The organism is Sulfuricurvum sp., from assembly GCF_023250475.1.
Classification (GTDB): domain Bacteria; phylum Campylobacterota; class Campylobacteria; order Campylobacterales; family Sulfurimonadaceae; genus Sulfuricurvum.
Genome location: NZ_JAHFAQ010000090.1, coordinates 1 through 1,551, shown reverse-complemented (window position 1 = coordinate 1,551; position 1,551 = coordinate 1). Strand labels below are relative to the sequence as shown.

Here is a 1,551-nt window from a genome sequence, read left to right as displayed (position 1 = left end):
CCATCGATTCCCTTGAACTTCAGGCGTGGGGAATGCATTGGGATGATATCGTCGATCAGGGGATGGTTGAAGCCAATTATGCGTTTGAAGCCGGAGATACGATTATTACCCTCGGCGGACGTTATATGCAGCAGTTTGACCAGGGGGCGGGAGATATTATCAAACCTAAAGATGCCTCCTCTATTTATTCGGCCGGTGCCGTTACGGCAACCTCTCCGACCGGAGGAAACGCAAAAGTCCGTTTCAAAGGGGACAGCGATAACCGTGTCGATACCTATATGTACGCCCTTCGTACTGTTGTGAACTACGGAGCATCCAAACTGTTGCTTGCCTATTCGCATACTGACGGAGAGGGTGATTTGATCGCTCCGTGGCGCGGATTCCCGACGGACGGATATACCCGTTCCATGACGCAGACCGATTGGAATGCCAATACCAAATCGTACAAAGCGCAGTTTGATTATGACTTCAACACTCTTATTTCCGGATTCAGCGCATTGGTCAGTTACAGTTATTACAACCGTGATACGACTAAAATCGGCTATCAGGGTCAAACGCAGCGTTATTACGGTAACGGAGACACCCACCAGTGGAATATCGACGGACTCTACAAAGTCGCCAGTATCAAAGGGCTGGAGTTGAAAGCCCGTTACATGATTCAGAATAACGATGTTGTGGGACAAAACATTGCCGGAAATTCCGGAGGCCCTTCTGAGGGGATCAAAAATGATACCTCCAACAACGAATTGCGTTTAGAAGCCAATTACCGTTTTTAAAGGATAAGAGATGACACACTTAATGTCTGAGGGCAAACCGGTTTCACAGTTCAGTGCCTGCGGAACCAAACCGTTCCAAAGCGCCAGCACCGAGACACAGACGGCAGAAGCCAAAATCGATTTTATTTATCCCGAAGTACCGTTTCCGACGATCCTCCTTTACCAGCAGTGGGGAGAGGATAATATCCGCAAAATGGTCCGCTATCATCACGGTCTGCTGCGTAAAAGTGCTATCGGAAATCTGTTTCCCTCCGATGACAGGGCGTTCGAGTTTGCCACCGACAAGACCGCAGATTTTTTCGTCGAAGCGCTCGGCGGAGAAAAAGCGTACACTCCCGTACATGGGCACCCTGCCCTTCGTATGCGCCATTTTCATATTACCATCGATGAAAAAGGGCGTGAAATCTGGCTCATGATGTACAAAAAAACGATTCATGATTTAGGTATGCCGATCGGATGTATCGAAGAATTTTGGAACTGGATAGAACCGCTCTCCATCCGTATGATCAACCGCCGAACGACCGTCGCTCCGATCGAGAGACATCCCTATTCGGCTATATGGGGAAAATGATGATTTTTTTTAATCCTATCGTTATATCAAATAAGATACAACATAATAACGGCATCTTAAAAGTCAAATCATTTGCCGCTTCACTCCTCGTACATATAGCGGTTGTGAGTGCGGCATTCTACCTCTCCATAAGCCATCGCGTTGAATTGCCCAAAGAGAACCCGATCATGATCTCATTGGCCGATTATACCCCTGCGGCTCTCA

At 47.8% G+C, this 1,551-nt stretch carries 3 protein-coding genes; all 3 read left to right on the top strand.

Annotated elements, in window-relative coordinates; all coding sequences use genetic code 11:
- Positions 1-776, top strand: a 776-nt coding sequence (locus Q0C19_RS08785; protein ID WP_295055178.1) for an OprD family outer membrane porin, incomplete at its 5' end; no start/stop codon positions are given.
- A gap of 10 nt (positions 777-786) precedes the next feature.
- Entirely contained in the window at positions 787-1,347 is a 561-nt protein-coding gene (locus tag Q0C19_RS08780; protein WP_295055176.1) for a globin, read from the top strand.
- The coding region (locus Q0C19_RS08775; RefSeq protein WP_295055174.1) for a hypothetical protein at positions 1,344-1,551 on the top strand (208 nt) is incomplete at its 3' end. The genes Q0C19_RS08780 and Q0C19_RS08775, both read left to right, overlap by 4 nt.